Source organism: Bergeriella denitrificans NBRC 102155, from assembly GCF_001592185.1.
In the GTDB taxonomy this organism is placed as follows: Bacteria; Pseudomonadota; Gammaproteobacteria; order Burkholderiales; family Neisseriaceae; genus Neisseria; species Neisseria denitrificans.
In genome coordinates this window covers 1-8,261 of the sequence record NZ_BCWL01000091.1, presented here as the reverse complement: position 1 = coordinate 8,261, position 8,261 = coordinate 1, and the positions used below count along the sequence as shown (strand labels likewise).

The 8,261-nt window shown below is 54.7% G+C and carries 3 protein-coding genes; 2 read left to right on the top strand and 1 reads right to left on the bottom strand.

The window, feature by feature from the left end; genetic code table 11:
- Nucleotides 1–122: 122 nt before the first annotated feature.
- Nucleotides 123–3,023 (bottom strand): alanine--tRNA ligase, encoded by a 2,901-nt coding sequence (gene alaS, locus BDE01S_RS06225; protein WP_066078819.1) that lies wholly within the window; start codon nt 3,021–3,023, stop codon nt 123–125.
- A 275-nt stretch (nt 3,024–3,298) separates the two neighbouring features.
- On the opposite strand from alaS, the gene cls reads away from it, so the two are divergent.
- Nucleotides 3,299–4,792: a cardiolipin synthase gene (cls, locus tag BDE01S_RS06220; RefSeq protein ID WP_066078816.1), complete on the top strand. Its 1,494-nt coding sequence runs from the start codon at nt 3,299–3,301 to the stop codon at nt 4,790–4,792.
- A 604-nt stretch (nt 4,793–5,396) separates the two neighbouring features.
- Nucleotides 5,397–8,114 carry an autotransporter outer membrane beta-barrel domain-containing protein gene (locus tag BDE01S_RS06215; RefSeq protein ID WP_066078815.1) on the top strand — a complete coding sequence of 906 codons (2,718 nt, stop codon included), beginning with the start codon at nt 5,397–5,399 and terminating at the stop codon, nt 8,112–8,114.
- The last annotated feature ends 147 nt before the right edge of the window (nt 8,115–8,261 follow it).

The following is an 8,261-nucleotide window of genomic DNA, read 5'->3' as shown; positions in this document are numbered from 1 at the left end:
TTGAAACGGCTATACGATTTGTACACGGCCGTATCATCGGCTTAACTAAAAAGCCGTCTGAAAACTCAGGCTTTTACCCCCAAGTTTTCAGACGGCCTTTTCAATAGCACATCAAATCAGCATCAAACCAGCTTGCCGTTGACCCAGCTTTCCACGCCGTTCAACGCATCCGCCAGTTTCTCAACATCGCTACCGCCCGCCTGCGCCAAATCGGGGCGGCCGCCGCCTTTGCCGCCGATTTGTTCGGCCACGGTTTTGACCAAATCTCCGGCTTTGACTTTGGCGGTCAGCGGTTTGGATACGCCTGCGCACAGGGACACTTTGCCGTCGTTAACCGCGGCCAGCAACACCACGGCGTTGTCGGCTTTGCCGGTCAGATCGGTTACGATGTCGCGCAATGCGCCCGCTTCGGCATCGATTTGGGCGACGATGAGTTTGGCTGCACCCAAGTCTTTGGCGTTGTCAAACAAAGCCGCACCTGCGTGTACTGCCAGCTCGGATTTGGCTTTGGCCAATTCTTTTTCCAATGCTTTGGTTTGCGCGGCGTTGGCTTGGATTTTGGCCAATACGTCTTTTTCGGTTTGTGCTTTCACTTCGGCGATGATGTCTTTCACCAAACGCTCTTGGTTTTGCGCCCATTGCAAGGCGTTCAGGCCGGTGATGGCTTCGAGGCGGCGGATACCTGCGGCGATACCGCCTTCGCTGATGATTTTAAAGAGGCCGATGTCGCCAGTGCGCGCAACGTGGGTGCCGCCGCACAACTCGGTGGAGAAACCGCCCATGCTCAATACGCGCACTTCGTCGCCGTATTTTTCGCCAAACAGCATCATCGCACCGGCTTTTTGCGCGTCTTCCATGCTCATGATTTCCGCTGATACGGGTACGTTGGCCAAAATAGCGGCGTTCACGCGGCGTTCAACTTCGGCGATTTCCTCGGCCGTAACGGCCTGCGGGTGGGAGATGTCGAAACGGGTCAAATCGGCAGTCACCAGCGAGCCTTTCTGCTCGACGTGGCTGCCCAATACGTCGCGCAGGGCTTTGTGCATCAAATGGGTTGCGCTGTGGTTGCGCATATTGGCATTGCGGACATCGTTATCCACTTGCGCGGTAACCGCATCGCCCACTTTCAGACGGCCTGATACCTGCACGCCGAACTGGCCGAATACGGCGGCTCTGATTTTTTGCGTATCGCGTACTTCAAAGCGGTTTTCACCGGCAAAGATGAAGCCGACGTCGCCGATTTGGCCGCCTGATTCGGCGTAGAACGGCGTCAAGTCGATGACCACTGCGCCGGTTTCGCCCTCGGCCAGCTCATCCACCGCTTCGCTGCCTTGATAGAGCGCGATGATTTTGGCTTCGGTTTGGCGTTCGGTATAGCCTTTGAATTCGGTGTCCTGCCCCTCGTAAGCCAGCTGCGTGTCGGCTTTGAAACTTTGCGCGGCGCGGGCGCGGGCGCGCTGGGCTTCCATTTCGCGCTCGAAGCCTTCTTCGTCCAAATCGATACCCAATTCGCGCGCCATGTCGGCGGTGAGGTCATACGGAAAACCGTAGGTATCGTAGAGTTTGAACACATGTTCGCCCGGAATAATCAGCTTGCTGTTGGCAATATTCGCCTGCAGGTATGCTTCCAAAGCTGCTTTAACCGCCAGTGCTTCCGCATCCATTTCCGGCTTGGCGTCGGCCACAACGTCTTGTAAGTCGAACACGACGGTTTCGTTCAGACGGCCTTCCGCCTGCGGTGCGATGACAACGTGCTTCACGCCGCCGCTGTTGCGCGAAGCGGCGGTAAATTTCAGGCCGTCCGCAGTCTGCAGGCGCAAAGGTTCGGCCGAACCTTCGGCGGGCAGCAGGCTTTCCAGCTTCAGAAACTTCATGCCGTCCAACACTTTGCCGAACAGCTCCAAGCCGGTTTCCAGCGTTTGGCCGAAACGGGTTTCCTCGCCGCGCAGCGTTTCCATGATTTGGGTCTGCTTTTCTTTCAATTCGGGATAAGCATCGCCCATTTCTTTCACCAAATCGGGCACGAGCTTGTAGAAAAACGCGTTTTTCTGACCCAGCTTGTAGCCGTGGCGCACGGCGCGGCGGATAATGCGGCGCAATACATAGCCGCGGCCTTCGTTGCTCGGCATCACGCCGTCGGCAATCAGGAAAGAGCAGGAGCGGATGTGGTCGGCAATCACTTTCAGGCTCGGCACGTCCATGCTGAATTCGGTGCCGGTTTCGCGGGCAACGGCTTTGAGCAGACCTTGGAATAGGTCGATTTCATAGTTGCTGTGTACGCCCTGCATCACCGCCGCCATACGCTCCAAGCCCATGCCGGTATCCACGCTCGGCTTGGGCAGCGGATTCATATTGCCCTGCTCGTCGCGGTTGTACTGCATGAATACGCAGTTCCAGATTTCAATCCAACGGTCGCCGTCTTCTTCAGGGCTGCCCGGAATGCCGCCCCAGATTTCTTCGCCGTGGTCGTAGAAAATTTCCGAGCATGGGCCGCAGGGGCCGGTATCGCCCATCTGCCAGAAGTTGTCGGAAGCGTATTTCGCGCCTTTGTTGTCGCCGATACGCACGATACGGTCGGCGGGCATGCCGATTTCGTTCAACCAGATATTGTAGGCTTCATCGTCTTCGGCATACACGGTCGCCAAGAGTTTTTCTTTCGGCAGGTTCAGCCATTCTTTGCCGGTGAGGAAGCCCCAGGCGAAGTGAATCGCATCGCGTTTGAAATAATCGCCGAACGAAAAATTGCCCATCATTTCAAAGAAAGTGTGGTGGCGGGCGGTGTAGCCGACGTTTTCCAAATCGTTGTGTTTGCCGCCGGCGCGCACGCATTTTTGCGCGGTGGTGGCGCGGGAGTAAGGGCGCTTGTCGAAGCCGAGGAACACGTCTTTAAATTGGTTCATGCCCGCATTGGTAAACAGCAGGGTCGGGTCGTCGTGTGGCACGAGCGAGGAGGAGCGCACGATTTGGTGGCCGTGCTGTTGGAAATATTCGAGGAATTTCTGGCGCAGTTCGGAAGTAGTCATCATATACGGTTTGATTTTCTGGATATAAAGTGGCGGTTTTCAGACGGCTTTTTCTGCCGTATTCGGGCCATATCAGGCCGTCTGAAAAATGAAAAAAAGAATGTCGGTATCTTACCGCAAATCATGATTTCAGGCTATACGGGCGGCGGATTTTCCGCGCCGGTGAAATGCACCGCAAACGGCGGCTAAGCCGGTGCTGCACGCACGCCGCAGGGTATGACTTGACGCTTCATTCCGCTATATAATCTCAGCTTCTCTTTGCAAACGGCATGATGATGAATGTTTTAAGCCAAATCCGCTGGGCGGAAGTTTTTCTCGTAATCCATACCGTGGCGGCGCTGACCTGTATGCTGCGCGTGTTGTACAAACAGAAAAACATCGGCTCGACCTTTGCCTGGCTGATTATTCTGTTTCTGTTTCCCCTGTTCGGCACCATCAGCTACATCTTAATCGGCGAGCCGCGATTGGGTACGGCGCGCGCCAAGCGCACGGGCGAGATGAACCGCTTTTATCAGGTGTTTGTCGATAAATATCTGGCCGATATTTATTTGGACGTGGGGCGCAAGCTCAAAGAACGCTACCACGGCCTCAGCCAGGTGGCGGCTTCCGTAACCGGCCTGGGCGCGACCCGCAGCAATGCGATGAAGCTGCTTTCGACCACCGATGAGATTATGGACAGTATGCTGGCCGATATCGAAGCCGCCGAGCATTCCTGTATGCTCGCGTTTTACATTATTGACCCGAAAGGGCGGATTGAGACCTTGCTGGAAGCCGTTATCCGCGCCTCGGAACGCGGCGTGGACTGCGCGATTTTGGCTGACGGCGTCGGCAGCAGCGGCTTTTTCAAAAGCGGCTGGCCCAAGCGGCTGCGCGATGCGGGCGTAGAAGTCGAGTGCGCCCTGCCGGTGGGCATTTGGCGCACACTCTTTACGCGTACCGATTTACGCAACCACCGCAAAATCCTCGTGATTGACAGCAAAATCGGCTATACCGGCAGCTTCAACCTCGTCGATCCGCGTTTTTTCAAACAAGATTCCGGCGTGGGCGAATGGGTGGACGTGATGATGCGCTGCACCGGCCCGCTGGTGCTGGAGCTTTCCGCCGTATTTTTTGCCGATTTGGCAGTGGAAGACGATGAAAACCTGCAAGGCATCCAGCAATATCTGACCGAGCATCAAGACCGCATTCCCACCCTGATGCCCGAAAAAATGCGCCAGGGCGATGTGGTTGCCCAAGTCATTCCGTCTGCACCCGAGCAGGGCAGCCACGTGATTTACGAAACCATCATCAGCGCCATCCATGCCGCCAAGCGGCGCATCACCATCACCACGCCGTATTTCGTGCCCGACGAGCCGCTGCTGCTGGCGCTGACTGTAGCCGCCAAGCGCGGCGTGGACGTGACCCTGATTGTGCCGGCCAAAGTCGATTCGCTGATGGTGCGCTACGCATCGCGCGCCTATTACCCCATGCTGCTGGCGGCGGGCGTAAAAATCGCCGCATTCGAGGGCGGCCTGCTGCACGCCAAAACCCTGACCATCGACGACGATTACGCCTTGTTCGGCACGGTCAATATGGATATGCGCAGCTTTTTCCTTAACCTCGAAATCAGCCTGGCGATTTACGATGTGAATACCACCGCCGAAATCCACGCGCTGCAGCAAAGCTATCTGACCGCCAGCAGCTACATCAGCGCAGATACCTGGCTGCAACGCTCCAAATGGTGGGCGCTGGTGGAGAATACCGTAAGGCTGGTCAGCCCGCTTTTGTAGGTTGAGAATATTGCAAACTGAATGCAACTGTTTGTAGGGGCGGGTTTTACATCCACCCGCATGTTTCAATAGATTGACTTCGGGCGGGTGTGAAACCCGCCCCTACAATCGGTTTCCGGTGATTGTCTATTTTTTGCAAAAGGCTCAGGTTTCAATAATGAGAAAAAGCCGTCTGAATGTTTCAGACGGCTTTTTTGTGTGTAGGACGGGATGGGTGCGCGGGGATTTAAGTAGGTCGGATTCCCCTGAATTCGACAATCGGTTGCAAACCGATTAATTCGTGAATTTCGGCAAAGTTTGCCCTTGCGGGCAAATGTCGGATTCAGGGGAATCCGCCCTACGGGCTGTTTGTAGGGGCGGGTTTTATACCCGCCCGTGTGTTTCAATGTTTTGTAAGGGCAGGATAAGTGTTTGAAAGCTGTCTGAAAATCATAATTTTCAGACGGCTTTTTGATGCTGGGGCAGACATTGCATTTGGCTGCGGATTTAAAAATCTTGACGAATGTATGGGTAAGTTTTACGATTGAACCGATTGTGATAACACGCGGTCAGGCTGCAGAAGCAGCCGGCCGGTATCGGGTTGGTGCCGGGAGAGAAACAAGATATGAACAGCAAACAGAAAATCAAAGTAAGCGTTTTGGCCGTAGCGGCGGCATTGGCTTCGGTATCGCAAAGCGCATCGGCGGAAATAAGCGAGTTTAGCTGCGCAAATCCGACGGGTTGCCGCTATGTCTATAACTATGGTACGGGTAATGCTCAATGGCAATTTACCGATAAAAACTATGCTTGGCTGGAAGCGGTTAATAAACGCGAGTATACCGAGGATTTTTGGCAGGATGATATAGCACCTGCAAGCAATGGCCTCAAGGTTACCATTGCGCCCGGAACATACCAAAATCCCGCAGCAGACGGCCCGGGTTTTTATAAAGACACTTACAGTTGGGCGGAGGATTATCATCGTAGCGGCGGTGTTTTATTCGGTTTGCAGGGTAATTATGCCAACGCTAATCAAAATTCGGAGCTGAACATACCGGGTACGGTAGAAGCGGCTTTATATAACGGGTATGAAAGTGCGGACTTGATTTCTGTTTTTGCGGCCAATGCGAAGATTGAAAAAGGTGCGCGTCTGACAATCGGTAAAAGCTATGCGGAGCTGAATAATATCGATATCAGTGAATATTTTCCGAATTCGGATGCCGACGAGTATGAAAGCGGTACGGCAATCAGCATACGCGGGGACGACGGTAAACGTGTTGCACTCGATAATGCTGCGGATATTATTTTGAACGGCTCGGGTGCTCAGGGTATTTATGCGGATAAAGCGGATATAACTACACATGACCATACCATCGAATTAAACGGCTATTATACAACCGCTATTCAGCCCGGCTATGGATCAGTTATCACGGCCGATAATGTCCGTATAATCGGCGCAGGAAGCAAAGCCGTTGCTATTGTAGACGGCGTTGGCAGCCGGGTCACATTTAGCAACGGCACCATCGAACTAACCGGAGACGGTTCTGTTGCCGTAGCCATGGGTGAAGACAGACCGACAACGATAGACAACAGCAAAATTTCCGCAGACCGCGCGATTGTCAGCGTAGGTAGCGGAAGCCGTATTTCTCAGAGAATTTCCCTGAATAGCAGCGAAGTATCCGGAAAAAGCGCGCTTTTGGTGTTGAACCCGGCCGATATACCGGATTTGCCTGATTGGAAAGGAAACTTGGAAATCACCGCCGCCAACAGCCGCTTACACGGCGAGACCATATTGAATACGCAACAGGCTGCTGTCTCGAGCGATCGAAATGTGGTGCTCAATCTTGAGAAAGGCAGCGTATGGACGCTCAACGGCAACAGCGAGCTGGATATGCTGAATATTCAAGATTCGACCGTCAAATTTGATCCTACCGACGGTTTCCATACGCTGACCATCAACCGAAATTTAAGCGGCAACGGCACGTTTGACCTGAATACCGATTTGGCGCAGCAGCAGGGCGATAAAATCGTGGTGAAAGGTAGGGTTGCGGGCAAGCATACGCTGAATGTGTCCAATACCAAAACCGAAATTGCCGATGCCAAGTTGACGTTGGTGGAAACCGGCAGCAGCGGCGCGGATGCCTTTGTATTGGGCAACGAAGGGCAGGTTGTGCATGCCGGTAAATACCAGTATGCGCTGCAGCAGGAAAATCAGAATTGGGTGTTGGCGGCCAAAACCGCTACCGAGCAACCTGAGCCTGCGCCCGCACCTGAGACCGAGCCTGCAGCCGAACCGTCCGGTACTCAGCCCGCACCTGTGCCGGAAACCGCACAACCTGCGGCGGATACCGGCACAAGCATTAACGTAGCAAACGCTGCGGACAGCGGCGCAAGCACGCCAGCTATATCCGAAAATACAGCCGTTGAACAGAAAGACACCGCCGAAACCACCCAAACCACCGCGCAGCCGCCTTATCTGCTGAGCGCGTATGTCAACAACGCCGTAGCTAATGTACAGGCTGCGCGCCATGTTCTGCAGCAGCAGCGTGCAACCCTGGGCAGCCGTTTGCGCGCGCATCAGCAGCACAACCGTTTGAACGGCCTGTGGCTGCTGGGCGAAAGCAGCCGCAGCGAGCGCAAGGGCGGATACATCGGTGGGCTGGACGGCATCAGCAGCGGCTTCAAGCAAAATGTACGCGGCTGGCAGATGGGTTACGATTACCGCTTCACCCGCAGCTATGCAGGTGTGATGGCCGGCCAGAATTTCAGCGACATCGAATATACCGGCAGCGGATATTCAGACGGCAAGCTGAAAGCCGTCAGCGGCGGCCTGTATGCCGGTACTTCAAGCGAAAACGGCTGGTTCGGCAGTGCGGATTACCGCTATACCCGTTTCCATGCCGACGGCCAGTTTGAAAAAGACCGTTTCCATACGCACAGCGTCAGCCTGGCGGGCGGCAAACAGATTGCCTTAGGCGGCGCATGGTCGCTGGTGCCGCAAGCCGAAGTCAGCATCAGCCGCTTGTCTTCGGGGCGCTACCATAAAGCGGCCACCATCGCCGAAACACGCGCCGGTGCGGATATTCAGACGGCCTATGCGCTGGGCGGCGCAACACTCAGCTCGTATGCCGGTGCATATTATGTCGGCAGCCACGGCAATACCGATGCCCGCTTCAATGCAGACGACTTTAGCATCGCCCATGCAGGCAACCGTTTTGCCGCCCGAGCAGGCGTGCAGGCCGCTTTGTCGCCGTCGCATATCTTGAGCGCGGAAATCGAAGCCGAACGCGGCAACCGCATCCGTCGTGCTTATCAGGCCAATATCGGTTACCGCTATCAGTGGTAATGCGGTCATATTGAAAAAAAGCCTGCCCGGAATGGGTAGGCTTTTTTTCAGACGGCTTTGGGAGATGGATATTCTGCTGCGCTTTTGTTTCTTCGTTTGGTTTTGTATAGTCGAATAACACAGAATAGGACAAGGTAGCGAAGCCGC

What these genes read in the sequence shown, in the direction of transcription:
- alaS (WP_066078819.1), bottom strand. Translation starts at nt 3,023, where the DNA reads ATGACTACTTCCGAACTGCGCCAGAAATTCCTCGAATATTTCCAACAG.
- BDE01S_RS06215 (WP_066078815.1), top strand. Translation starts at nt 5,397, where the DNA reads ATGAACAGCAAACAGAAAATCAAAGTAAGCGTTTTGGCCGTAGCGGCG.
- cls (WP_066078816.1), top strand. Translation starts at nt 3,299, where the DNA reads ATGAATGTTTTAAGCCAAATCCGCTGGGCGGAAGTTTTTCTCGTAATC.